The 24299-nt window shown below is 64.2% G+C and carries 27 protein-coding genes; 3 read left to right on the forward strand and 24 right to left on the reverse strand.

Annotated features, from left to right (window positions below; genetic code table 11):
• Positions 1–11: 11 nt before the first annotated feature.
• From ACEN9T_RS18105 to tsaB, 3 genes are read right to left on the reverse strand one after another with little or no spacing between them, the layout of a single operon-like run.
• On the reverse strand, positions 12–812 hold the full coding sequence (locus tag ACEN9T_RS18105) for a uracil-DNA glycosylase (RefSeq protein ID WP_413706681.1): 801 nt from the start codon (positions 810–812) through the stop codon (positions 12–14).
• Complete coding sequence (gene rimI / locus ACEN9T_RS18110) at positions 809–1336, reverse strand: ribosomal protein S18-alanine N-acetyltransferase (RefSeq protein WP_092970612.1); 528 nt, start codon at positions 1334–1336, stop codon at positions 809–811. The genes ACEN9T_RS18105 and rimI overlap by 4 nt, the downstream gene beginning before the upstream one ends.
• Positions 1333–2073, reverse strand: a complete 741-nt coding sequence (tsaB, locus tag ACEN9T_RS18115) for a tRNA (adenosine(37)-N6)-threonylcarbamoyltransferase complex dimerization subunit type 1 TsaB (protein WP_413706682.1) — start codon at positions 2071–2073, stop codon at positions 1333–1335. The genes rimI and tsaB overlap by 4 nt, the downstream gene beginning before the upstream one ends.
• Positions 2074–2246: 173 nt before the next feature.
• On the opposite strand from tsaB, the gene ACEN9T_RS18120 reads away from it, so the two are divergent.
• A complete protein-coding gene (locus ACEN9T_RS18120; RefSeq protein ID WP_004626591.1) occupies positions 2247–2516 on the forward strand; it encodes an acyl-CoA-binding protein in 270 nt (89 codons plus the stop codon).
• Positions 2517–2560: 44 nt separating this feature from the next.
• On the opposite strand, the gene ACEN9T_RS18125 is transcribed toward ACEN9T_RS18120, so the two are convergent.
• The 4 genes from ACEN9T_RS18125 to ACEN9T_RS18140 form a co-directional block, all read right to left on the reverse strand.
• Positions 2561–4018, reverse strand: coding sequence for a DHA2 family efflux MFS transporter permease subunit (locus ACEN9T_RS18125; protein ID WP_413706683.1), 1458 nt, complete (start codon positions 4016–4018; stop codon positions 2561–2563).
• An 84-nt stretch (positions 4019–4102) separates the two neighbouring features.
• Positions 4103–4573 carry an SRPBCC family protein gene (locus tag ACEN9T_RS18130; RefSeq protein ID WP_024975835.1) on the reverse strand — a complete coding sequence of 157 codons (471 nt, stop codon included), beginning with the start codon at positions 4571–4573 and terminating at the stop codon, positions 4103–4105.
• Positions 4574–4812: 239 nt separating this feature from the next.
• Positions 4813–6393 carry a malate synthase A gene (gene aceB / locus ACEN9T_RS18135; protein WP_413706684.1) on the reverse strand — a complete coding sequence of 527 codons (1581 nt, stop codon included), beginning with the start codon at positions 6391–6393 and terminating at the stop codon, positions 4813–4815.
• A 73-nt stretch (positions 6394–6466) separates the two neighbouring features.
• Positions 6467–7165, reverse strand: a complete 699-nt coding sequence (locus tag ACEN9T_RS18140) for a haloacid dehalogenase type II (protein ID WP_413706685.1) — start codon at positions 7163–7165, stop codon at positions 6467–6469.
• Between the two features lie 218 nt (positions 7166–7383).
• On the opposite strand from ACEN9T_RS18140, the gene ACEN9T_RS18145 reads away from it, so the two are divergent.
• Positions 7384–8313: a LysR family transcriptional regulator gene (locus tag ACEN9T_RS18145; RefSeq protein WP_413706686.1), complete on the forward strand. Its 930-nt coding sequence runs from the start codon at positions 7384–7386 to the stop codon at positions 8311–8313.
• Positions 8314–8397: 84 nt separating this feature from the next.
• Complete coding sequence (locus ACEN9T_RS18150) at positions 8398–8832, forward strand: universal stress protein (protein ID WP_147216580.1); 435 nt, start codon at positions 8398–8400, stop codon at positions 8830–8832.
• Between the two features lie 151 nt (positions 8833–8983).
• Here the strand turns inward: ACEN9T_RS18150 and aceA are convergent, their stop codons facing one another.
• The 17 genes from aceA to ssuC form a co-directional block, all read right to left on the reverse strand.
• Entirely contained in the window at positions 8984–10288 is a 1305-nt protein-coding gene (aceA, locus tag ACEN9T_RS18155) for an isocitrate lyase (protein ID WP_024975843.1), read from the reverse strand.
• 393 nt (positions 10289–10681) lie between these two features.
• Positions 10682–10945, reverse strand: a complete 264-nt coding sequence (locus tag ACEN9T_RS18160; protein WP_092970624.1) for a hypothetical protein — start codon at positions 10943–10945, stop codon at positions 10682–10684.
• A gap of 332 nt (positions 10946–11277) precedes the next feature.
• Positions 11278–11697 carry a gamma-glutamylcyclotransferase gene (locus ACEN9T_RS18165; RefSeq protein ID WP_045204154.1) on the reverse strand — a complete coding sequence of 140 codons (420 nt, stop codon included), beginning with the start codon at positions 11695–11697 and terminating at the stop codon, positions 11278–11280.
• On the reverse strand, positions 11694–12191 hold the full coding sequence (gene rraA / locus ACEN9T_RS18170) for a ribonuclease E activity regulator RraA (protein WP_027677514.1): 498 nt from the start codon (positions 12189–12191) through the stop codon (positions 11694–11696). The genes ACEN9T_RS18165 and rraA overlap by 4 nt, the downstream gene beginning before the upstream one ends.
• 46 nt (positions 12192–12237) lie before the next feature.
• Positions 12238–13974: a thiamine pyrophosphate-binding protein gene (locus tag ACEN9T_RS18175; RefSeq protein WP_413706687.1), complete on the reverse strand. Its 1737-nt coding sequence runs from the start codon at positions 13972–13974 to the stop codon at positions 12238–12240.
• A gap of 68 nt (positions 13975–14042) precedes the next feature.
• Positions 14043–14879, reverse strand: coding sequence for a LytR/AlgR family response regulator transcription factor (locus ACEN9T_RS18180; protein ID WP_413706688.1), 837 nt, complete (start codon positions 14877–14879; stop codon positions 14043–14045).
• Positions 14880–14882: 3 nt separating this feature from the next.
• Positions 14883–16157: a sensor histidine kinase gene (locus ACEN9T_RS18185; RefSeq protein WP_413706689.1), complete on the reverse strand. Its 1275-nt coding sequence runs from the start codon at positions 16155–16157 to the stop codon at positions 14883–14885.
• Complete coding sequence (locus ACEN9T_RS18190; RefSeq protein ID WP_092970632.1) at positions 16157–16468, reverse strand: 2TM domain-containing protein; 312 nt, start codon at positions 16466–16468, stop codon at positions 16157–16159. The genes ACEN9T_RS18185 and ACEN9T_RS18190 overlap by 1 nt, the downstream gene beginning before the upstream one ends.
• A 136-nt stretch (positions 16469–16604) precedes the next feature.
• Positions 16605–17564, reverse strand: coding sequence for a CysB family HTH-type transcriptional regulator (locus ACEN9T_RS18195; RefSeq protein WP_092970634.1), 960 nt, complete (start codon positions 17562–17564; stop codon positions 16605–16607).
• 41 nt (positions 17565–17605) lie between these two features.
• The gene (locus ACEN9T_RS18200) at positions 17606–18715 is read right to left on the reverse strand and encodes a sulfate/molybdate ABC transporter ATP-binding protein (protein WP_413706690.1); all 1110 of its coding nucleotides are present in this window, start codon (positions 18713–18715) and stop codon (positions 17606–17608) included.
• Positions 18712–19692, reverse strand: a complete 981-nt coding sequence (cysW, locus tag ACEN9T_RS18205) for a sulfate ABC transporter permease subunit CysW (RefSeq protein ID WP_413706691.1) — start codon at positions 19690–19692, stop codon at positions 18712–18714. Before cysW ends, ACEN9T_RS18200 begins: the two co-directional genes overlap by 4 nt.
• 1 nt (position 19693) lies before the next feature.
• Positions 19694–20608 carry a sulfate ABC transporter permease subunit CysT gene (gene cysT, locus ACEN9T_RS18210; RefSeq protein ID WP_413706692.1) on the reverse strand — a complete coding sequence of 305 codons (915 nt, stop codon included), beginning with the start codon at positions 20606–20608 and terminating at the stop codon, positions 19694–19696.
• Positions 20609–20727: 119 nt separating this feature from the next.
• On the reverse strand, positions 20728–21402 hold the full coding sequence (locus ACEN9T_RS18215) for an RBBP9/YdeN family alpha/beta hydrolase (protein WP_413706693.1): 675 nt from the start codon (positions 21400–21402) through the stop codon (positions 20728–20730).
• Between the two features lie 8 nt (positions 21403–21410).
• Entirely contained in the window at positions 21411–22292 is an 882-nt protein-coding gene (locus tag ACEN9T_RS18220) for an EAL domain-containing protein (RefSeq protein WP_413706694.1), read from the reverse strand.
• Between the two features lie 40 nt (positions 22293–22332).
• On the reverse strand, positions 22333–22548 hold the full coding sequence (locus ACEN9T_RS18225) for a TOBE domain-containing protein (protein ID WP_004626558.1): 216 nt from the start codon (positions 22546–22548) through the stop codon (positions 22333–22335).
• A gap of 70 nt (positions 22549–22618) precedes the next feature.
• Entirely contained in the window at positions 22619–23458 is an 840-nt protein-coding gene (locus tag ACEN9T_RS18230; RefSeq protein ID WP_413706695.1) for an ATP-binding cassette domain-containing protein, read from the reverse strand.
• 19 nt (positions 23459–23477) lie between these two features.
• Positions 23478–24284, reverse strand: coding sequence for an aliphatic sulfonate ABC transporter permease SsuC (ssuC, locus tag ACEN9T_RS18235; RefSeq protein ID WP_413706696.1), 807 nt, complete (start codon positions 24282–24284; stop codon positions 23478–23480).
• Positions 24285–24299 lie beyond the last annotated feature (15 nt).

Below are 24299 nucleotides of genomic sequence, written 5' to 3' on the forward strand. Positions count from 1 at the left end.
CGGGCCGGCACCTACTGGCCCCCGCGCTCTGTGTAGATGTTGCGCGCCAGGCAGAGGTCTTCCCATGCACGCGCCTTATCGGTCAGCGTGCGCAGCAGGTAGGCCGGGTGATAAGTCACCACCACGGGCACGCCCTCCACCTCATGCACCTTACCGCGCAGCTTGCCCACAGGCGTCTGCGTCTGCAGCAGGTTCTGCGCGGCAATGCGCCCCAGCACAACGATGATGCGCGGCTTGACCAGCGCAATCTGACGCTTGAGATACGGATCGCACATCGCCGCTTCGTCCGGCTCCGGATCCCGATTGCCAGGCGGGCGGCACTTGAGCACGTTGGCGATGAAAACGCCCTTCTCGCGCGACAGACCGATCGATCGCAACATGCTGTCGAGCAACTTGCCGGCCTGGCCGACGAACGGCTCGCCCTGCTTGTCTTCCTGCTCGCCCGGCGCCTCACCGATCAGCATCCATTCGGCCTGACGATCGCCAACACCGAAAACGGTGTTCGTGCGGCGCTCGCACAGCTTGCACGATGTGCAGTTGGAAACGGCGGCTTCTAGCTGCGCCCAATCGAATGCGGCGATGCGTTTGGCGCGCGGGGCGGCCGAATCCGGCGGTGCGTCCATGACAAGGGGCTCGACTCGGGCAGCCGCAGGTTCCACAGCGGCAAACACGGGGGCTTCAGCCCCCACGGCAGCCGGCTCTGCAACGGCCTCGACAGCTTCGACCGTCTCCAATGCAGTTGGCTCAGCGCCGCGCAATGTCCATTCGGTCGAAACGCCCAGCGCTTCCAGCATTCGGGATCGACGATTCATGCAGCCTCCACCCCGCTTGCCTCACACACCATGCGCATGACGAGCGCGTCTTCGCGCGTGTTGTTTTCGGCCGGGTAATAGCGCTTGCGCCGGCCGATCTCGGCAAACCCGATACGGTGATACAGCGCAATCGCGCCGGTATTGGACGGGCGCACTTCCAGCAGCAGGCTGCCGAAACCATGCACCAACGTGAGTGCCGTGGCCAGACGCAGCAGCCAACGGCCCAACCCTTGCCGCTGCCACGCCGGCGCAACGGTCACATTGAGCAGGTGCATCTCATCGACCACCGGCATGAGGATCAGGTAGCCCGCGACCTCGTTGCCGCCGTCACGCAGAACAATGCCGATGTGGCCGGACTTGAGCGAATCCTCAAAATTACCGCGGGACCAGGGAAACGTGAACGCCGCCTGCTCGATCGCCGCGACGCCCGCCAGATCGAGGGCGGTCATGCGCTCGGCGCGCCAGCCCGCAGGCAACGGCGCTTGCGCGATGACACCGGCCAGCGCGTTCTCGATCAGGCTCATGGCTGTGCACCCGCGGCGGCAGCCTTGGCCTGCTGCACAGCCTGCCGCTCTTCAATGGTGAGCGCGACCTTGTCACGCACATAGAGCGGCGCCGCGTCTTCGGGGCGCACCGTATGGCCGGCAGCCAAGAGGCGCAGACCCACGGCGATGATCTCGCGAGCGTGCGGCGCGACTTCCGGCAACACAGCGGCGGCACCTGCCGCAATGCTCAACTGATCGCCGAACACTGCAGCAGCATTGCCCGCCAGCCAGTAAGGCTGCGTCGGCGCGGCAACGCTCTGCGGCGCACTCACCTGAATGGCGGAAAGCGCATGCCAGCCCGAGGCATCCTGCGCCGCATCAGCGGGCACGAAGCTGGCCCAGTAGCACTCGTCCATGCGCGCATCGAGGGCGATGGTCACGGCTGTGCCGGCCGGCAATGTTGCGCGCGTCTGTTCCGCGCAGGCGACGAGGGAATTGACTGGCACGACGGGCAAGTCCGCACCAAACGCCAAACCCTGCGCCACGCCGCACGCCGTGCGCAGGCCGGTGAACGAACCAGGGCCGGCGCCAAAGGCAATCGCCGCGCAATCGGCCAGGGCGATACCCGCCTCGGCCAGCAATTCGGAAGCCGCCGGCAGCACGCGGCTACTGGAGCGCGGGCCGGTGTGTTCATGACGGAACAGCGTGCGCGTGCCGTCACCAAGGGCGACGGAGCAGAACTCGGTGGAGGTGTCGAAAGCAAGAATCCAGGGCATGGCGGCATTGTACCGGCTGGTGTGGTGCCCGAAGGCGCAAACCCGTGGCCGCCCATGGGGAAAACGCGCCAAAAATCGACCGGAAAACCGAAGCCATCCTCGAATTCAAACGGCCCGGCCATACAACCCCGGCGCTATCATCGCCAGACCATTGTTTTCAGCCGGGAATCATCATGAGCGACCTGCAAGCCCGTTTCGACCAAGCCCAAATCGATGTCAAGGGCCTCTCCGAGCGCCCCGCCAACATGACGCTGCTGCGCCTCTACGCGCTGTACAAGCAAGGCGCCGAAGGTGACGCGCATGGCGACAAGCCGGGCTTTACCGACATCGTCGGCCGCTACAAATTTGAAGCGTGGGAAGGCCTCAAGGGCACGTCGCAGGACGAAGCCAAGCAAAAGTACATCGACCTCGTCGAAGAGCTGAAAAGCGGCGCAACGACCTGAGCGTCGAATCGCCAAATGAAGAACCGGGCTACGCGCCCGGTTTTTTATTGCGCTGCAGGAATGGTGGACGACAGCTCTCGGCGGCGCATGCGCCACGCAGCCAGCACGGCCAGTGCACACAGCGTGCCGAGAAAGATGAACGTCTCGTCGAAGGCCAGGATGCGTGCCTCAGGGTCGACCGCAGCGCCATGCACGGTTTCGATACCGCGCGCGGCGAGCCGCCATTGCAGAAAAATGCCCGTGGCCGACACACCGATCGCCCCGCCCAATTGACGCAGGAAATTGACGGCGCTGGAGCCTTGCGGGATCAAGGTGAAATCGACGCCGCGCATGGCACCCAGGCTCAGCGACGGCAGCACGAAACCGAGCCCGATCCGTCCGACGATGGCAATGGCAATCAACAGCAGGTAGCTGGTGGCACGCGTGTTGGTTGCCATCAGGAAGAACGAAAGCGCCAGCGCCGCCAGCCCGAACGAGACCAACCGGAACGGCTCGATGCGATTGGTCAGCCGCCCCGCCAGCATGATCGTCACGGCCAGCACCAGCCCTGCGGGCAAGAGCACGAGCCCCGCGCGCGACGGCGCATAGGCCAGCGCCACCTGCATATACACGGGCACCAGATACGTCGAACCGTACAGCCCTGCCCCGTAAATGAAGGCCACCACCGCCCCCATCGCAAACTGTCGGTAGCTGAAGAGGCGCAGGTTCAGCAAGGGCGACTCCACCCGCTGCTGCCAGAATACGAAGCCCGCGACACACACGACTGATACGAGCATCAGCACGATGCCGTGCATCGCATCACTGTGCAGCGCGACCAGCCCGTTGAGCAGCGTGACCGTCGCGCCGCCGATGAGCAGCAGGCCGCGCCAGTCAAGCGGTTTGGGCTCGCCCGCCATCGACGAGTTGACAGCCATGAAGCGCCGCGCCATCGCCCAGCCGATCAGCGTGAACGGCATCACCACGAAGAAGATCGAGCGCCAGCCGAACAGCTCCACCAGGAAGCCACCCACGCTCGGGCCCACGGCCGGCGCCAGCACGACGCCAAAACCGAACAGGCCGAAAGCCTTGCCCTGCTCCCGCTCGGGAAACACACGCAGGATCAGGATGTTGGGCAGCGGCTGCATGATGCCAGCTGCAATGCCCTCCACGACCCGCATGGCGATCATCACTTCGTAATTGGGCGACAGACCGCCCGCCAGCCCACCCACGCCCAGCAGCAGCAACGCGCCAATGAACGTGCGCCGCAGCCCGAAACGCAGCAGCAGCCAGGGCGTCAGCAGCATCGACAAGGTCATCGCCACCATGAAGCTGGCCGACACCCATTGCGCGCGTTCCTGCCCGAGCACAAAGTGCCGGCTCAGATCGGGAATCGCCACGTTGACGATGGTGGCCGAGATGACGGACGACACCGCGCCCACCATCAGCGTGAACAGCACAAGCCACTTGAAGCGCTCGCCGTAACGCGCGCGCAGGGCCTCCAGGGTGGGCGTGAATGTCGTCATGGTCTCGTTGTAGTGATGTGTGAGACGACCAGGGGAGCGAAAACCTGGCCGGCGCCTCCTCCAGCGCCGGCCAGGCGGGACACGTCAGCCGAGGCGGCCGGTGGCGGCGATCTCCCGGATGCGGCGCACGGTGTCGATGTCGGATTCGCGATAGGCGGATTTGACGATCTCGGCGTAGCGCGTGTCGCCGGTTTCGTCGGCGTTGGGCAACGTGGTGTCGTAGACGAAGCGGATGAACGCGGCGTTGACCTCGTTGCTCTCGATCGTCATGGTCAGCGACCCGCCGGCGTGTTCGCCGGTGGCTGCGGTGGTGTAGGTCACGCGCTTGTGCGGCTCGAGCGTCACGCGATCCTGGATGCGCGCCTTGCCGAACACAAGTTCGCGCTCGACCCAGCCGTCACCTTCAGCGGTGATGATGCATTCGTCCAGGCTTTCGACAAATTCGGTTTGCTCGCGCACGCGCAGTACCAGGCCTTGCCAGATCTGGTTCAGGGTCAGCGTGTCGATGAGGGGGTTCAGTGGATCGTTGACTTCCACCAGGTGTTCAAAGCGCAAAGCGGCCTCCGCAAGGTTTCGTGACATTATCGCGCGGCTTGGCCGGCCCTGCGCCAAATGAAAAACGCCGGCGGGTTGCCCCAGCCGGCGTTTCCGTTGCGATCCAAGCGTCGCTTAAAAATCGTTCACGATCCGTAGCGAGCGACCCGAGGTTGGCGCGCGAAGCGCAGCCGTGCATGAGTACGGCGAGCATCACAGGGCCAAGATCGGGGCGCGCAGTAGGATCGTGAGCGATTTTTTTAGATTTCTTCGTACAGTGGCAGAGTCAGGAATTCCGCAAAGTCTTCCGACGTCGACATCTGTTCGAAGATTTCTGCAGCGCGGTCAAAATGGCCCACCGCACCCGTCTCCTTCACCTTGGCCAACTCTTGCGGGATCAGCCCGCGCACCAGCTCAGCCGTGACCTTGGTGCCGTCTTCCAGCTTGCCCTTGGGCGAGCGGATCCACTGCCACACCTGCGAGCGCGAGATCTCGGCCGTAGCGGCATCTTCCATCAGATTGTGGATCGGCACGCAACCGTTGCCGGCCAGCCAGGCACCCAGGTAGTGGATGCCGACGTTGATGTTCATGCGCAGGCCGGCTTCGGTGATCGGCGTTTCCGGCTGGAAGTCCAGCAGGTCAGCCGCCTTCACTTCCACGTCCGGGCGTTGCTTCTCGAACTGGTTGAGCTTGTCGCCCAGCACTGCCACGAATTCCTTCATGGCCGGCTCGACCAGGCCCGGGTGAGCCACCCAGCCGCCGTCGTAGCCGTCGGTCGCGTCGCGCTTCTTGTCGCCGATGATGCCAGCCATGGCGATGGCGTTCTTCTCCGGATCATTCTTGATCGGGATCAGCGCGCTCATGCCGCCAATGGCGGGGGCACCGCGCTTGTGACAGGTCTTGAGCAGCAGCAGCGCGTAGGCGCGCATGAACGGCGAGGTCATCGTCACCTTGGCGCGATCGGCCAGGCAGAAATTCTTGTCGACCTTGAACTTCTTGATGCACGAGAAGATGTAGTCCCAGCGGCCGGCGTTCAGGCCTGCGCTGTGCTCACGCAGTTCGTACAGGATTTCTTCCATCTCGAACGCGGCGAGGATGGTTTCGATCAGCACGGTGGCCTTGATCGTGCCTTGCGGCAGGCCGATCTCCTTCTGCGCCATCACGAAGATGTCGTTCCACAGACGCGCTTCCAGATGGCTTTCCATCTTCGGCAGGTAGAAGAACGGGCCGGCGCCACGAGCGATTTGCTCCTTGGCGTTGTGGAACAGGAACAGCGCGAAGTCGAAGATGCCGCCGGAAACGCGCTCACCGTCGATCAGCACATGCTTCTCGTCCAGGTGCCAGCCGCGCGGGCGCACCTGCAGCGTGGCGATCTTGTCGTTGAGCTTGTAGGTCTTGCCGTTCTGCTCCAGCGTGAGCGTACGGCGAATGGCGGCCTTCAGGTTGACCTGGCCCTGGATCTGGTTGTGCCAGCTCGGCGAGTTCGAATCTTCGAAGTCGGTCATGTAGCTGTCCGCGCCCGAGTTGAACGCGTTGATGACCATCTTGGCATCGACCGGGCCGGTAATTTCCACACGGCGGCAGTGCAGTGCCGGCGGAATCGGAGCAACCTTCCAATCGCCTTCGCGCACGGCCTTCGTTTCAGCCAGGAAATCCGGGCGCTCGCCAGCGTCAAGGCGCTTGGCGCGCTCGACACGGGCCGCCAGCAGCTCCTTGCGACGCGGCTGGAAGGCACGGTGCAGCTTGGCAACCAGCGCCAGTGCTTCGGGGGTCAGAATGTCTTCGTAGGCCGGCAGAATCTCGGCCTTGATCTCCATGCCTTGGGGCAGCGTGAGCGCCATGGTTGTTCTCCAGAGGATGATGTGAGGGTTGAACGGGTTCGGTCCTATGGCTGGGCCGATTGAATGCAATGCCTTATGTCGCTTGTGTTGCCTGCACGAACTGCAGCAGATCGCGCATGTCGTGGCCGGCCGCGGTGGGCGCCACGTCGAGTGCCTCGGGCGGATGCCCCAGGCGGTTGATCCAGAACGTTGTGAAGCCGTACCAGGTCGCGCCGCAGGCATCCCAGCCATTGGACGAGACAAACAGAATCTGTTCCGCAGGCACACCAAACGCTTGTGGCGCCAACGCATAAGCTTGCGGCGCGGTCTTGTAGAGCTTGACCGCGTCGACCGACAGCACGTGAGCGAACAGCCCGGACATGCCGGCACTCTTCACGGCAATGTCGAGCATCTGCGGGTTGCCGTTGGAGAGGATGCCGAGCGGCAGCCCCATCTCGCGCAAGCGGCGCAGCGCGGGCACGTTCTCCGGAAACGCCGACAGGCACGCATATTCGCGCATCAGCGTGGCTTCGTCATGGGCGGAAAGCTCTACGCCCAGGCGCGCCGCCGCATAGCGCAGCGCATCGACGGTGATATCCCAGAACGGCTTGTAGTGCTCGCCCGAGGGGCCGGCCAGCGAGCGGATGCGCGTGTAATCGATCTGCTTGTCGCGCCAGAGCACCGACAGCGCTTCGCCCTTGCCGGCAAACAGTTGCTCGGCGCGCGCGGCCACGGAATACACGTCGAACAACGTGCCATAGGCATCGAAAACCACCGCGCGAATCGAACTCATCAGAAGCTCCACGGACCTGAAGGTCTCGCACTCGCGCGTTCTATCACACAGAATGCTTTGCCGACCTTCGCAACGAGGGCCATTGTAGAAAAGCTGACGCACCGCACAAAGACGGCAATGGTCACTTGATCTTTAACTTTTACCGATGGAATGACGAGTGATAACCTTTATATTCGTCACAATCCCGCAGGCCCCGGTCGGCACGGTATACATCAGGCATGGATCATTTCAAGCAGCTCGAAACCTTTGTCGCCGTCGCAACACGCGGCAGCCTATCCGCCGCCGCCGCCGCTGAGGGCGTGGCGCCTGCCATCATCGGGCGCCGCATCGACGCGCTGGAAGAACGCCTGGGCGTCAAGCTTCTGGTGCGCACCACGCGGCGCATCACGCTGACGTTCGAGGGCTCGGCGTTCCTCGAAGATTGCCAACGCATTCTCAATGACTTGCACAACGCCGAGGCCAGCGTCTCGGCCGGTGGCGTAAAAGCCAGCGGGCACCTGCGCGTGACCGCCCCCGCCGGCTTTGGCCGCCGCCATGTCGCGCCGATGGTGCCGGACTTTATCGAGGCCCACCCGGATGTCTCGATGACGCTGGACCTGGGCGACCGGGTCGTCGACCTCGTCAACGAAGGCTTCGATTGCGCGATCCGCCTGGGCGACCTGCCCGACTCGAGCCTCGTTTCGATCCGTCTGTGGGAAAACCGCCGCGTGGTGGTGGCTGCGCCGTCGTACCTGGGGCGCCGGGGCGTTCCAACCCAGGTGGAGCAGCTTTCGACGCACAACTGCCTGGCCTTCGGCGCCAGCGCCAACGTGCAGCGCGGCTGGGTCTTCCAGCAAGGCGGCAAGGCCGTCACCGTGAAGGTGTCCGGCACGATGGAATGCACGGACGGCGCCGTGCTGCGCGAGTGGTGCTTGCAAGGCTATGGTCTTGCGTGGCGCTCGTGGTGGGAGGTCGGACATGACATTGCCACGGGCAAGCTGGTGACAGTGCTCGATGCCTTCGAAGCACCACCGATCGGCATCCACGCGGTGTTTCCGCAGCGCAAGCACCTGCCGCTGCGCGTGCGCCTGTTCATCGACTTCCTCAAGAACACGTATGGCAACCCGGCCTACTGGCGCCGGGCGGACGCCGTTATCGGGATCGATTAGCAATCACCCCGAGTGGGTGAAACACCGCATGCGGCCTACAATCAAGACAAGAACGTCTTCCCGCATCCCACCTCAGGAGGCCGCATGTTCCAGCACATCCTCATCCCGACCGATGGTTCCGAGCTGTCGCGCAAGGCGGTGGCAGGCGCGCTCGACTTTGCCAAGACGCTGGGCGCGCGCCTGACGGCCTACACCTGCCTTGAGGAATACCCCTACACGCCGTTCTCCGAGATCGTCGTGGAAACACCGCAGGCGTTCAAGGAGCGTGTCGAAGCGCAGGCCCGCGTGGTGCTCAAGGACGTGGAAGACGCCGCCGTCAGCGCCGGCATCAGCTGTGACACCGACATGAGCTGCTTTGCCGTGCCTTATATGGGCATCATCGACGCGGCCGAGCGCCATGGCTGCGACGTCATCTTCATGGCATCCCACGGCCGGCGCGGGCTGGCCGGGCTGCTGCTGGGCAGCGAAACGCAGAAGGTGCTCACGCATACGGAGATTCCGGTGATCGTCTATCGCTGAGCGCGCACCGGCACGTGACAAGCCCATGCGTGCCGCGCCGCAATCTCGCAGACGAAAAAAAACCGCGCCACTCACGGGACGCGGTTCGAGAGGCCGGCGTGTGGTCAGCACGGCCGGCCCGGGTACCTAGGTGCCGGATGCGTCGGCAGCCTCAGGCAACCTTCTTGGCTTGCGCCGTTTCTTCGAAGAATTGTTCGTCTTCCGTCGAGCCCTTCAGCGCCGTGGTTGACGCCTCGCGTTCGATGGTCTGCGTCACCGCGTCGAAGTAGCCCGTGCCGACTTCGCGCTGGTGCTTCACCGCGGTGAAGCCCTTTTCCGCCGCCTTGAACTCGGCCTCTTGCAGCTCGACGAACGCGCTCATCTGGTTGCGGGCATAGCCGTAGGCCAGATTGAACATCGAGTAGTTCAGGGCATGGAAGCCGGCCAGCGTGATGAACTGGAACTTGTAGCCCATCGCGCCGAGTTCCTTCTGGAAGCGGGCGATCGTCACGTCGTCCAGGTTCTTCTTCCAGTTGAACGACGGCGAGCAGTTATAGGCCAGCATCTTGCCCGGGAACTTGGCGTGGATGGCTTCGGCAAACTTCTTGGCGTATTCCAGATCCGGCTTGCCGGTTTCGCACCAGACGAGGTCGGCCACTTCCGCATACGCCAACCCACGGGAGATGGCTTGCTGGAGACCCGGCTTGGTGCGGTAGAAGCCTTCAACGGTGCGCTCGCCGGTGCAGAACGGCTTGTCGTTCTCGTCCACATCGGTGGTCAGCAGGTCGGCGGCTTCTGCGTCTGTGCGGGCGATCAGCACGGTCGGCACGCCCATCACGTCGGCAGCCAGACGGGCGGCCACGAGCTTGCTCACGGCTTCGCGGGTCGGCACCAGGACCTTGCCGCCCATGTGGCCGCACTTCTTCACGGCGGCCAACTGGTCTTCAAAGTGAACGCCGGCGGCACCGGCCTCGATCATGGCCTTCATCAGTTCGAACGCGTTCAGCACGCCGCCGAAACCGGCCTCCGCATCCGCCACGATCGGCGCGAAGAAGTCGATGTCGTCCTTGCCTTCCGACCATTGGATCTGGTCAGCGCGCTGGAACGTGTTGTTGATCTTCTTGACGACCTTGGGCACCGAATCCACAGAGTACAGCGATTGGTCCGGATACATCTCGCCGTTGCTGTTGGCATCGCCCGCCACCTGCCAGCCCGACAGATAGATCGCCTTCAAGCCAGCCTTGACCTGCTGCATGGCCTGGTTGCCCGTCAGTGCGCCCAGGGCGTTGACGAAGGGCTCGTTGTTGATCAAGTCCCACAGCTTTTCGGCACCACGCTTGGCCAGCGTGTGTTCGATCTGCAGCGAACCGCGCAGGCGCACGACATCTTCAGCGGTGTAACCACGCTTGATGCCCTTCCAACGCGGGTTGGTATCCCATTCCTTCTGCAGCTTTTGCACTTCGAGTTCGCGTGACATCGCACTCTCCTGTTTGATCGCATCCATCAAATAAAAACCGGGTAACTCACTCTGCGCCTTGAGCCGCTCGCACCTTCTTGGGGCGCAGCCAGGTGGCTCAGGTCATATGTCTTATATAAGAGTGTAGAAATGGCGAGTGCAGCGCAACAAGGAGAACATGCGCAGGAATTGAAGTTTTTACTTTTTATTTTTCAACAACTTAGCATCGATGTTTCATGATGCGGAAAGATTTTTTCTATCATGAAAGAGGGTGATGGTGCTGTGCGATGCAGAATTTTTGCGGACCAAAACCCCTTTCCGCATTGTGAAAAATCCTAGACGCTTGCCCATCACATCGAGATGCCACAAAAAACGCCGCAGATGCGGCGTTCAGGATGGTGATCGGGTGGAAACTCAGGACGTGCGTTCTACTTCCGCCAAGACATCCCACTGCAGAAGATCGGGCGCCCTGCCCTGAAGGGCCGCTGCTACGAACAGATAGACCGCATCGATGAAACCGGCCCGGAACTCGCGCGGCAGCGCATGCGTGATGCCGTCGATCTTCGAGCGCAGCCGCATGGCCACGAAGGGCCGGCCGGCACGCGCATCAATGTGCGTACGGCAAAGAAAATCCTTGGCTGCGAGGGCGCCCGATTGATAGTGGCGTAGCGCGTTCAACGTACACCTCCGTAAGACGGATGCCAGGAGATGCAGGGCGGTGGCGCGGGGCGATGCCCGCTTGATGCGATAGACATGACGTCTCCTAGATGAAGAGGCCAGCCGCTCGCTGCTAAACGAGGGTGGCGGGCCTGACGACGGCGTTAGCAGACCGGCCATCTAGAAACCGGCAGACCCGAAGGTCTCACCGCCCGGCCCGCCGTAAAGCATAGGCGTGCACAAGCACCGGACATTGTCCGTCTAGATGGCACATCTGGTGGGCTGCTAAACCCGGCTGCTCGAACGAACAGCGCGCGAATTATATCGTGCGCCCTCCCCCCTCCAAATCGGAATCAGCCTCGAGACAGGCGATGCGCCACCCAATCTCCACCCGTGATGACGGGCCGCCCGGCAATGTGCTGCGGGCTGACCGGATAGACGATGCAGTCGACCGGTTCGCTGCCCAGCATGACGGCGTGGTTCTCGCGCAGAAACAGCGCATCGCCGCCGGGGTAGACCTCTTCGATCTCGTCCAGCACGGGAACGAGCGCAGCGTCGATTTGGTACACATCGCCACGCACGGCGGTGCCGGTCGGGTCCAGCACGAGGCCGGGGTACGCGCCAAAGTCGTACAGGCGGCCGTGCAACGTGGCGGTACCGAGCAGTTCCGGTTCGGGAATGCCGCGCTTGGCTGCGGCAACCCGCAAATCATTCGCCTCACCGGCACGCAGCGTGCCGTAGACGAATACGTGGATGGCATTGGCGCGGGTCATTCAAGCATGTCCTGCGAAACCAGCACGCCGTCTTCATCGGCATAGACCCACTCGCCGGACTGGATGTACGCGCCCGGCATCTGCACGCCCACCTCACGCTGCCCGGCATTCTTCTTGATGCTCTTGCGCGGATGCACCGCCAGGGCGTGGATGCCGACGTTGCATTCGGCCAGCTCGCGCGTATCGCGCACGCAGCCGTTGAGCAGAATGCCCTCCCAACCATTCTCTTCCGCCAGCTTGCCGAGGTTGCCGCCCACCAGCGCGCAGCGCAGCGAGCCTCCGCCGTCGATCACCAGCACGCGGCCTGCGCCCTGCTCTTCCAGCGCGGCGCGTACCAGGCCGTTGTCTTCAAACACCTTGAGCGTGGAAGCCGGGCCGGCAAACGCGGCGCGCTTGCCAAAGCTGCGGAACACCGGCGTAAGCACACGCAGGCTTCCATACACCAGCTTGTCTTCGTGCATGTCGCACAGGTCGGTTACGGGAATCATCGTCATGGCAATGGGTGAATGGCGTTGGCGAAAACGAAAAATAAAAGTGGAATCAACTCCGTGACTGCGCGCGCAACGAATCGATCGTCGCGCGTGGGCTGATGATGTTCGGATCGGTCTGCACTTCGATGACGGACGCAACGCTTGCTGCCAGCGCGGTTTCCACCGCCGACTGAAAGCCTTCGAGCGAGCGAACCGTGTGCCCTTCGGCGCCGTAGGCTCTCGCCAGCGCGGCGAAGTCCGGGTTGCGCAGCTCGGTGCCGCTCACGTGCTCGGGGTATTCGCGTTCCTGGTGCATGCGGATGGTGCCGTACATGCCGTTGTTGACCACGATAAAGATGACCGGCGCGTTGTACTGCATGGCGGTGGCCAGCTCCTGGCCGTTCATCAGGAAGCAACCGTCGCCAGCCATGCAGATGACGGGCGTGTCGGGGCAGACGATTTTGGCCGCCACCGCAGCGGGTGCGCCATAACCCATCGCGCCGCTCGTGGGCGCAAGCTGCGTGCGCGAGCCCGCCGCCAGCGCACCGTATTGATAGAACCGATGCAGCCACGTGGCGTAGTTGCCCGCGCCGTTGGTCAGGATGCTGTTTTGCGGCAGACGCTCGCGCAGCCATCGCATCGCGCGGGCCATGTCGATGCCCTTGCCGCCAAACGGCGGCGGCACGATGTTGGCGAGGTAATCGGCGTTGGCCGCTTCTGTCCAGGCAGACCAACGCGGCGGGGTGTCGGGCGAGTCGGGCGATACGCCGTCCAGCGCTTCGGCGATCGCGGGCATCGACGCGTGGATCATCAGATCGGCCTGGTAGACGCGGCCCAACTCTTCCGCGCCGGCATGCACATGGATGAGCGTCTGCTTCGGCCGGGGCACATCAAAGAGCGTGTAGCCCGAGGTCGTCATCTCGCCCAGGCGTGTGCCGATGGCGAGCACCAAGTCGGCGTCTTTGACGCGCGCTGCAAGCTTCGGGTTGATGGCGATGCCGACATCGCCGGCGTAATTCGGGTGGCGGTTGTCGAACAGGTCTTGCCGGCGGAACACGCAGCCCGCGGGCAGATTCCACCGCTCGGCAAAGGCTTGCATACGGGCGGCGGCATGCGGCGTCCAGCCCGAACCGCCCAGCAGCAGCATCGGGCGCTCGGCGTTCTGCAACAGCGTCTTCAAGCGGGCCAGGTCGTGCGGGCTGGGCCACGCCATCGCGCGCGCTTTCGTTGCCACCTCGGGCGGCACATCGGCCACGGTGGCCACCTCGGTCAGCATGTCTTCCGGCAGCGCCAGCACCACCGGGCCGGGGCGGCCTGCGGTGGCGGTCTGGAACGCGCGTGCGATGTATTCAGGGATGCGCTCGACGCTATCGATCTGCGCGACCCACTTGGCCATCTGGCCGAACATGCGGCGGTAGTCGATTTCCTGAAACGCTTCGCGGTCGACGAAATCGCGGCCGACCTGGCCGATGAACAGAATCAGCGGCGTGGAGTCCTGAAACGCGGTGTGCACGCCAATGCTGGCGTTGGTGGCGCCCGGCCCGCGTGTGCAGAAGACGATGCCAGGCCGCCCAGTGAGCTTGCCGTAGGCGTCCGCCATGTTGGCGGCGCCGCCCTCTTGCCGGCAGACGATGAAGCGCGCGCGGTCGCGGCGCTGGTAGAAGCCTTCGAGCACCGAAAGGTAGCTCTCGCCGGGCACGCCGAAGGCCAAATCGACGCCGTGGGCCAACAGCGCATCAACAAGGATCTGGCCGCCGTGGCGTGGCTCGGCAACGTTGCTGGCGTGGCGTGCGACTGGTGTCTCCATGGCGGCTGCTCTCGCTCTCGATCCGTTGACGACACAATGGATCATAGCGGAACACGCCGCCGCGGCGACTACATCTGCCGGAACAAATGTGCGTATTGCCGCGCGACCGGCAGCGTCTCGGTGCGCCCGCGTATCTTCAGCCCCAGGCGGCCCAGCGACAGATGCACGGCGCTCGACACATGCGCCACGTTGACCACCGTACCGCGGTGCACCTGCCAGAAGTGTTCAGGGTCGAGCTGGGTCAGCAGGTCACGCAGGCTGGTGCGGATGAGGGATTCGCCACTGCCGGCGACCACGTTGACGTACTTGTCGGTCGCTTCCAGATAGATCACGTCATCCACGGGGATAAAGCGCACCTCCTGCCCGACCAGCGCCTTGATGAAGCGCAGATAGCCGCCCTGCGGCGTGGCCCGCGTTTGCGGGGCGCCCTGCAGGCCGGCAAGGCGCTCGACAAGCTCCGCCAGCGTCTGCGCCGGATCGGTCACGGCAGGCGCGTTGGCGTTGGCGCTCAGGCGCGTGCCGAGGCGGTCCTTCAGCCGCTTGACGGTCTCGGCCAGGCGCTCGGTCTGCACGGGCTTGAGCACATAGTCGACCGCGGCTTGCTCGAAGGCGTCGAGCGCGAACTGGTCATATGCGGTAACGAACGCCACCAGCGGACGAACTTCCCGCTGCGACAGCTCGCGCGCCACATCAATGCCCGACAAACCCGGCATGCGGATATCGAGAAAGACCACATCGGGCCCCTGCCCGTCAGCCGCATCGTCAATCACGTCGAGCGCGGATTGGCCATCGTGCACGGCCGGCAGCAACGTGGCCTCGGGCCATAACGCCGCCAGTTCAGCGACGAGGTTTTCAGCCAGTGCCGGTTCATCATCGGCAATGAGCACGCGTGGAGAAGCAGGCATCGATCAGGTTCCGGCGGATGCGCGCGATGAGAGCGCGCCGGTGGCGTTGGCGGTTGAGCGGGAGGTTGAGCGAGAAAAGCGGCAGCGCCATTCCGGCGCGTCGGCTTGAGACGGTGCGCGCGCCGTTTCGTGCGCCAGCGGCAATTCGACGATGATCGTCACGCCGTGCGGCACGGTCTCGGTGATCGTCAGGCGTGCGTCTCCATCGAACAGGCGCGACAAACGTTCACGTACATGCGTGAGGCCCAGCCCCGATCCCGTGGCGCCGTCGTTGCCGAAACCGACGCCCGTGTCGCGCACTTCCAGCACGAGCCGCTCGCCCTCGCTGCCTGCAGCCAGCCGAGCAGACAGGGCGATTTCCCCGCCCTCGCGCGCGGGCTCGATGCCGTGCACAACGGCGTTTTCCACCAGCGGCTGAATCAGCATCGGCGGAATGACGATGTTGGCGATGGCATCGTCCATCGCTAAGGAGAAACGCAGGCGATTGCCAAAGCGCAGCGCCTGGATGTCGAGATACGCGCGCAGCAGCGCAAACTCCTGCGCCAGCGTGCACTGCTCGGCGCGTGCGTGCGAGAGCGAGCTGCGCAGAAAGCCGATCAAATGCTGCAGCAAGCGCCGCGCGGCGGCCGGGTCCCGTGCGATCAGCACATCGACGTGGGCGAGTGAGTTGAACAGGAAATGCGGCTCGATCTGTGCCTGCAGCGCCATCAGTTGCGCACGCACAACCTGCTTCTCGGCCTCTTCACGCTCCAGCGCATCGAGCGCGGCCTGGCGCTGCAATGCGGCCAGCTTGCCGCGCGACCAGTAGTAATACGTTGCGCCAAGCGCAGCCAGCATGGCGATGATGAAACTCATGCGCAGGCTGTCGGCGCGCCAGGGTTCCGGGGTCGGGTTGTGCAGGCACAGGATCGTCCGCGCGATCCACTGCCCGAGCGGCACGCCGATCAGCACCGCGCCCACGATGATCCACGGAAACACCTTCTTGTTGGGCGGGCCGTCGCCCCAGAGCACATGGCGCGGGATGCCGATCAGCGAAAACATCGACAGCCCGATTGCCTGGCTGAAGACGAAATCTTTCCAGAAGGTCTCTTCCGGCCGGATGCCGAACGCCAGCACGGCCGCAATCAGCGTATTGATGACGATGATGACGGCATAGCGGATCACCCAGCGCCGGGCAAGGTGCAGGCAATCGGCAAGCGAAGGGAACGACACATTGGCGAACATGCGGGCGATCTTACCGGAGGGTTCTCCGGCGTTGAAGCGTGGGGTTTCCCGCATCACCGGCGGCCGGCCTGCTGGCGCAAACGGGCGAGTTCACGGTCGACCATGCGCTGGTAACCGTTGCCCTGGCTCCAGGCCAGGCTCAGGCCGTGTGCGGCCAGGCCCAACCCCCAGCCCAGCAGTGGCCACACAAACCAGAACTGCCCACGCGACAGCGCTATCGCCACCAACCCGGCGTTTACGGCCAGGAACGACAGCAGGTGAATGCGGAACCCCAGGCGCGCACCGGCGCGGTGTCGGGCGCGGCGCAGCAGAGCGTCGTCGGATTCAATGGATGGGGAAGTTGGGGTGTAAGGCACGGCGGACATGGCGGTCTCTGGTGGAACCGAAGATGTCCGCAGTATAGGAATGACGCCTGGGCAGGCGCCACGGGCGTGCGACGAATGGCGGAATCGGGCGGATGAACGGCGCGCAGCCGGCTCCGCCGACACACAGCAGCCGTGGCTATGCCGCCAACGCCTCCCGCGCGGACTGGCTCACCACCGTGGAAGCCACCGCTTCCGCCACCGTCTCGCGGGAAAGGTGCGGTGCAAACATCCCGATAAAGTCGTGCGCATAGGCACGCAGATACGCCCCGCGGCGCACCGCCACGCGCGTGGTATTCGGTTCGAACAGGTGGTCCGCGCCGATGCAGACGAGGTTGTCGTCCTTGCGCCCGTCATACGCCATCGACGCGATGATGCCCACGCCCACGTCCAGCGCCACGTAGGTCTTGATCACGTCTGCATCCATGGCGGTCAGCACGATCTCGGGGTGCAGGCCAGCACTGGCAAATGCTGCGTCGATGTTGCGTCGGCCCGTGAAGCCTGCGTCGTACGTGATGAGCGGATACTGGGCCACATCTTCCAACGTCGGGAGCGGATTCTTGGTCAGCGGATGGTCCGGGCTGACCACCAGCACGTGGCGCCAGCGGTACGCCTCGAACGACGTCAGCCCCGGCTCGTTGGCCACGGCTTCGGTGGCGATACCGATATCGGCCTGCCCCGTCAGCAGCAGCTCGACGATGTGCGAGGGCGATGCCTCCTGCAGCGCCAGCGTGACGTGCGGATATTCCTTGCGGAACGACTGCACCACCTTCGGCAGGGCATAGCGGGCCTGCGTGTGCGTGGTTGCCACGGTCAGGCGGCCCGACTGGCGGCCCGAAAATTCCTCGCCGGCCTGGCGCAGGTTTTCGGCTTCGAGCAGCAGGCGCTCGACAATGCGGACGATCTCGCGACCCGGTTCGGTCAGGCCCGTGAGCCGCTTGCCGTAGCGCTCGAAAATCTCCACGCCCAGCTCATCCTCCAGCTCGCGGATCTGCCGCGACACGCCGGGCTGCGATGTGTACAGCGCGTTGGCGACTTCGGTCAGGTTGAACTGGCGGCGCACCGCCTCGCGGATGGAACGCAGTTGCTGGAAGTTCATGGCTCGTGTCCTCTCGTATTGGTTGTCGTCGGAGCGGCGCGTTATGCGGTCGGCTGCGCGGCGGCCGGCCGTGCACCTTGGGCAAACACGCGAATGGCGCGCGGGCGCACCACCAGCGTTTCGCCTTCGCGGAAGCCCTCGGCGCGGAAGCGCTCGATGGGCAGGGAGACTTCGATGATGTCGTCGGTGTCTTCGCGTTCCAGCTCAAGCTGGGCAATGGCGCCAAGCGTGAGCGCGCGGCGCAGCATGACGGGAATGCCCTCGGCTCCTGGCGCATAGCGCTCCAGATCGATTTCGTGGGGGCGTACGAAGGCTACCGCCTGATCGGCACGAGACGAATCCACGCCACCCGACGGCACAGCAATGGCGGAATCGCCGACGTGCAGCACGCTGCCGCCCTCGCCTTCTTCCAGGCGGCCGTGGAACAGGTTCACGTTGCCGAGGAAGCCGTAGACGAACGGCGTGGCCGGCGTGTTGTAGACCGCATCGGGGCTGCCGACCTGCTCCACCTGGCCGCGGTTCATCAGCACCACGTTGTCGGCCACTTCCAGCGCCTCTTCCTGGTCGTGCGTGACGAACAGGCTGGTGACATGAAGATCGTCGTGCAGACGGCGCAGCCAGCGGCGCAGTTCCTTGCGCACCTTGGCATCGAGCGCGCCGAAGGGCTCGTCGAGCAGCAGCACGCGCGGCTCCACCGCAAGCGCACGCGCCAGGGCAATCCGCTGGCGCTGCCCGCCCGACAGTTGCGGCGGGTAACGATCGGCCAGCCAATCGAGCTGCACGAGTTCCAGCAGCTCCTTCACCTTCGCGCGGATCTGCGCTTCACTCGGTCGCTGCGTACGCGGTTTCACACGCAGGCCAAAGGCCACATTCTCGAACACCGTCATGTGCTTGAACAGCGCGTAATGCTGGAACACGAAGCCGACCTGGCGCTCGCGCACATGCTGGTCCGATGCGTCTTCGCCGTTCAGGTGGATGCTGCCCGAATCCGCATGCTCCAGCCCCGCGATGATGCGCAGCAGCGTGGTCTTGCCGCAGCCCGACGGACCGAGCAGCGCAGTCAGCTCGCCCTGCTTGAAGTCGAGCGAGACATCGTTGAGGGCAACGAAGTTGCCAAAGCGCTTGGTGATGTGTTGAACCTGGATGCTCATGCTGCGCTCCCTTCGAGCGGAGATTGCACGGAGATGTGCGAATGCGAATTGACTGTTTGTTGTGCCACGCGTTGCCCCGGACCTTCGCCCACGCCGGCATCTGCATCAGCCAGCTCGCGACGGCTGCGCCATTCGACCAGCGTCTTCAGCGCCAGCGTGACAAGCGCCAGCAACGTCAGCAGCGACGCCACGGCAAACGCGGCCGCAAAGTTGTATTCGTTGTAGAGAATTTCCACGTGCAGCGGCATCGTGTTGGTCAGCCCGCGAATGTGGCCCGACACCACTGACACCGCGCCAAACTCGCCCATCGCCCGCGCGCTGCAGAGGATCACGCCATACAGCAGGCCCCACTTGATGTTCGGCAGCGTCACGCGAAAGAACGTCTGCCAGCCCGAGGCGCCGAGCACGATGGCGGCCTCTTCCTCTTCACTGCCCTGCGCCTGCATCAGCGGAATCAATTCGCGCGCCACGAACGGAAACGTGACAAACACCGTCGCCAGCACAATGCCGGGCACCGCAAAAATGACCTTGAAATCGTGATCGGAGAGATACGGCCCGAACCAGCCCTGCGCGCCGAACAGCAGCACGTAGATCAAGCCGGCAATGACGGGCGATACCGAAAACGGCAAGTCGATCAACGTCAGCAGCAGGTTCTTGCCGCGAAACTCGAACTTGGCAATCGCCCATGCTGCCGCCACGCCAAACACCACGTTCAGCGGCACGGCAATCGCGGCGGTGGTCAACGTCAGGGTGATCGCCGAAAGCGCATCGGGCTCGATCAGCGCTTCGAGATACACATCAACGCCCTTCTTGAACGCCTCGACAAACACGCTCGCCAACGGCACGAACAGGAACAACGCCAGGAATCCGAACGAAACGAGGATCAGCGTTGCACGCACCCAGGCGGACTCTGCGGTGGCGCCTCGGCGGCCACCAGCGGGGGCCTGACCAGGTTGACGGGAAACAGTACCGGCCATGTCAGGCTCCAGCTGCCGCATTGGCGGTCGGGGGTTCGGGGGCACGCTCAATGGCGTCATTGCGATTGCCGCGGCGGCGCGTCCACGCTTGCAGCAGATTGATCACCAGCAGCAGCGTGAACGAGATACCGAGCATGACGACGGCAATGGCCGTGGCGCCCGCGTAATCGAATTGCTCCAGCTTGGAATAGATCATGAGCGGCGTGATCTCGGAAACCATCGGCATGTTGCCGGCGATGAAGATGACCGAGCCGTACTCGCCGGTGGCGCGCGCAAAAGCCAACGCGAAACCGGTCAGCAATGCGGGCAGCAGGGTCGGCAGAATCACGCGAATGAAGGTCTGCCAGCGCGTGGCGCCCAGGCTGGCTGCCGCCTCTTCCAGTTCGGCCTCGAGATCTTCGAGCACCGGCTGCACCGTGCGCACGACAAACGGCAGGCCGATGAACGTGAGCGCCACCACGATGCCCAGCGGCGTGAATGCGACCTTCAGGCCCAGCGGCTCCAGTCGCGAGCCGATCCAGCCGTTCGGCGCGTACAACGCGGTCAGCGCGATACCGGCCACCGCAGTCGGCAGCGCAAACGGCAGATCGACCAGCGCATCGATCAGCCGCTTGCCCGGAAAGCGATAGCGCACCAGCACCCACGCCACGATCAGCCCGAACACGAGGTTGATCACCGCCGCAATCAGCGAGGCGCCGAAGGTCAGCTTGTACGACGCCACCACGCGCGGCGCGGTAACGGTCGTCCAGAACGCATCCCACGTCATGGTGAACGTCTTGAGGACGGTCGCCGACAACGGGATCAGGACGATCAGTGCGAGATACAGCAGCGAAAAGCCCAGCGCCAGCCCGAAACCGGGCAGCACGTTGGCGGGCTTACGCCGCCGGGACGAAGAAAACGCAGAAGACAGGCTCATCAGCGCACCGATAAAAATGGCCGCTGGGCAAAAAACACTGCGGCCGATATGCAGATGAACCGATTGTGGCGAACTGTTCTTATGACGAAAACGAATATTTGCGCATGTGCATCATCGTTTTAGATATAAGGAGTGCTCGGTAAGACATCCCACTGGGCTTGCCAGTCGGCGCCGTCCCGGGTGGTGTCTTGTGCACTTGCGCGGCCGATCAGGCGATCGAGCACCGTCAAGCCAGCGTCCCAGTCGCCGAGATTGGAGTCGGCGTTGATATGGCCGGCCTCGCCGGCGTCAATGAACTCGGCGCCCCAACGCGCACCCCAGTCGATGGCACTGCCTTGCGGCATCCACGGGTCATTGCGGCTGGCAACGAGCGTGACGGGAAATGGCAACGCGTGGTCCGGAAGCAGATCGCGCACACCGAATTTGTCCGGATCGGCCGGCGCGACCAGCAGCGCCGCGGCCACAGCCTCTTTTGTCTGAACCGCCCAGTGCAGCGCCGCCAGGCAGCCGAAGCTATGCGCCACCAAGATCACGGGGCGCCGCGCGCGTATCGGCGGACGCTCGGCCAGTGCCGCATGTGCCGCTTCGCCCACGCGGGCAGACCAGCGCGGCAGGTCAGGCGTTGACCAGTCGGTCTGCTCCACGCGGCGCCAGTTTGGAAACCGCTGCTCCCAGCGCGTCTGCCAGTGGCCGGGGCCGCTGCCATGCAAACCGGGAACGGTCAGGATGACGGCGTCTGCCGGCCACTGCCAGGCGGGTGCGTCCGATGCGGTTGCGAGTGCGCTGCGTGCCATGGAGGTGCTCATTGCGTGAGAGAAATGCCGGCGGCGCACTGCTGCTGCACCAGCGGCGCCTGCGCCATCGGTATCACCAGTGGCGTGGGTACGGCGTCCGGTTCGGGCTCGGCTGCGGGCAGGATGCTGCCCTGCACATAGGCGATACCGGCCGCCCGCGCCAGCTCCAGATCGCTCGGGCGTTCGCAACGCCGCAATGCCAGTGTCACGCCCAGTTCACGTGCGGAATCGGCCAGCGACACCACGTGCCGCGTATGCCAATCGCGCCGGGCATCCAACTTCAGGTACGCCGGCTTGGCATGCACGAGCAGCGCGCCCGCTTCTGCCGGGTCCGATGCCTGCACCGCCACGGCAAAACCGTTGCGCCGGTAGTTGTCCACCACGAACAGCAGCAGCCCCAGATCGTCATTGGCCGTGGACGGCACCTGGATGACGAATTGCTCGGGATGCAGCCCAAGCGCCGTCACCGCGCGATGGAACGCCTTGCCATGGTCGGCAGCCACCGCCGCCAGCAACCGGCCATGCACGTTCACAACAAGCTGCCGCGCGTCGGTGCGGGAGAAGTAGTTGAGCGTATGCACGAGCCGGCACAGGCGGTCCAGTTCGACCAGCGTGCCGTCATCCGAGGCCAGCGAAAACACCTTCCACGGGTTCAGGCCGAGATCGCCGTCGCGCGTCCAGGTGCGCATCAGCGCTTCGTGGCCGGCGGGTGCGAGCGCGCCATCGGCGGCAAGCTGCCAGACAGGTTCAAACAGGCTGGTCAGCGCGCAATGGAAGAACTGGCCCTGCACCCGACCGGCGGCGTCGCGCCACAACTGGCGGTCCGGCGTCGGGGCGCTCGGCAGCGTGCCGAGAAATTGTGCGACTGCGGTGGTGTGCATAAGACTCATCGGGATGGGCTCCTAAAAAAAGTCGCCTCCTCCTCCCCCGTCACAACTTGGCGATCGACACTTCAGTCGCCTTCACCAGCGCAACGACTTCGCTGCCGATCTTCAGGCCAAGGCTGTCGACCGAGCGCGTGGTGATGACCGAGGTAACAATGCCGGCCGGGGTCTCCACGTCGATCTCCGAGAGCACGTCGCCCCGGATGATCTCCTTGATCTGCCCGCGAAACTGGTTGCGTACATTAATCGCTTGGATGCTCATGATGTTCCTTCTTAGATGACAACGGCACTACGTGCCAATGAATGTTTTCAGGAGAAAGGTTTGCAGCGCCTTACACGGCCCAGCGCACGGCGGTGGCCGACACATCAAAGGGTGATGCCCACGCCGTGTGCGAACGCACATCGGTCACTTCGTTCGGATCGATCTTGCGCTGCATCACGCGGTTAAGGATCGCTTCTTCCAGCCGGGCAAACGCGGGCGAACCACGGTGGCGCGGACGCGGCAGATCAACGCGTTCATCCAGCGCAATGCGGCCGTCTTCGATCAGCACCACGCGGTCGGCCAGCGCTACCGCTTCGGCCACATCGTGCGTGACGAGCACGGCGGTAAAGCCAAGGCGTTGCCACAGGCCTTCGATCAGGTTCTGCATGTCGATGCGGGTGAGCGCGTCCAGCGCGCCCAGCGGTTCGTCCAGCAGCAGCAGGCGCGGCCGATGCACCAGCGCACGCGCCAATGCCACACGCTGGCGCTGCCCGCCCGACAGGCGTGCGGGCCATTCCCCTGCCCGCTCGGCCAGCCCGACTTGTGCAAGCACTTCTGCGGCTTGCGCACGCTGTGTCTTCGGCAGCCCAAGCGCGACGTTGTCGAGCACTTTCTTCCACGGCAGCAGACGGGCGTCCTGGAACATCACGCGGGCATCGTCGTGCAGGCCGTCTTCGGCGTCACCGTCTCGACGCAGGTGTCCATCGTCAATGCCTTCCAGCCCGGCAATCAGCCGCAGCAGCGTGCTCTTGCCGCAGCCGCTGCGCCCGACGATAACGACAAACTCGCCAGGCGTAATGTCCAGATCGATGCCGTGCAGCACTTCACGATCGCCGTAGCGTTTGACGACGTGTTCGATGTGCAAGGCGGTGCCGGCCAGTGCGGCGTGTTCAGTGGCGTTGCTTTGCATGCGTCTCTCCAATTCAACCTCAGGCGGCCGCTTGATACCCGGGGTGCCAGCGCAGCCAGTAACGTTCCAGCCCGCGCGACAACCAATCCGCCAGCTTGCCGAGCAACGCGTACAGCAGGATGCCGAGCAACACGACGTCGGTCTGCAGGAACTCGCGCGCATTCATTGTCATGTAGCCGATGCCGGCCTGCGCAGACACCGTCTCCGCAACGATCAGCGTCACCCACATCAGGCCGAGCGAGAAACGCACACCCACCAGGATCTGCGGCAGCGCACCGGGCAGGATCACCTCGCGATACAGCTGCGCACGCGAGAGCCCGTAGCTGCGAGCCATCTCAACGAGGGCAGGATCCACCGAGCGGATGCCGTGATACGTGTTCAGGTAGATCGGGAAGAACACGCCCAGCGATACCAGGAACAGCTTGGCCGATTCATCGATGCCGAACCACAGGATCACGAGCGGAATCAGCGCCAGCACCGGGATGTTGCGGACCATCTGCAGCGTGGTGTCGAGCAGCGTCTCAGCCGTGCGGAAGGTGCCGGTCAGCAGCCCCAGCGCCAGCCCCAACGAACCGCCGATGGCAAAACCCAACAGCGCGCGCCATGTGCTGACCGCCACGTGCGTCCACAGCTCGCCTGAACGCGCCAACGCAACAGCGGATTTCGCCACGTCCAGCGGCGCCGGCAGGATGCGGTTCGACAACCAGCCCCATTGGGCGGACGCCTGCCACAGCACCAGCAGCACCAGCGGCACGATCCACGGCGCCAGTCGTTGCTGGGCGCTACGCAGGAAGTTGTTTGCCTTCGGTTTTGATTGGGATGCCATTGCCCTGCTCCTCCC

The sequence above is a fragment of the Ralstonia sp. Ralssp110 genome (assembly GCF_047325135.1).
Classification (GTDB): Bacteria; Pseudomonadota; Gammaproteobacteria; order Burkholderiales; family Burkholderiaceae; genus Ralstonia; species Ralstonia mojiangensis.